Annotated in this window: 2 pseudogenes; both read right to left on the bottom strand. The window is 68.7% G+C overall.

What is annotated here, in order from left to right:
- A pseudogene (locus U9980_RS16030) lies at positions 1–272 on the bottom strand (tyrosine-protein phosphatase); the annotation flags it as partial.
- Between the two features lie 36 nt (positions 273–308).
- A pseudogene (locus tag U9980_RS16025) lies at positions 309–495 on the bottom strand (hypothetical protein); the annotation flags it as partial.

Genomic DNA, 495 nt, shown 5'->3' with positions numbered 1-495 from the left:
ACAGTGGCGTCTGCTCTGCCGTTGGTGGTGTTCGACCTCGGTGAGGTGCTCACGATCTCAGCGGGGGCTCGGCCGTAGGCGGGCCACCTGAGGGTCAGGTCGGGGTGATCGGCGTGCCACTCGGCGACCAGGTGTTCGGTGGCCAGCTCGGTCAGGGCGAAATCGGCGACGATGTTGTCCTCGTGTACCCCGACCAGGGCGAGGACCAGCATGGCCAGCAGGCCGGTGCGGTCCTTGGCGGAGTGACAGTGGAACACCGACGGAGCGGTGTCTTCACGCCTACGAGTCCCCATATGCTCCGGTGCGGCTCACCGGGTGGGTTGCTCCGGCCGGGCATGAGCGAGCAGGAGGGTGACGTCGTCGTCGTAGCCGCCACTGCGGTTGATGAGCGTCAGAAGCCGGTCCGCGGTGGCGGGCAGGTCGGCCGTTTCCGACAGGACGCGCAGCAGCCGTCGGCAGCCCTCGCCGATGTCGACGGCGGGGGATTCGACCACG

The sequence above is a fragment of the Protofrankia sp. Cr1 genome (assembly GCF_963555865.1).
Classification (GTDB): Bacteria; Actinomycetota; Actinomycetes; order Frankiales; family Frankiaceae; genus Protofrankia.
The sequence above is the reverse complement of the archived record's forward strand: the minus strand, read 5'-3'. Positions and strand labels throughout refer to the sequence as shown.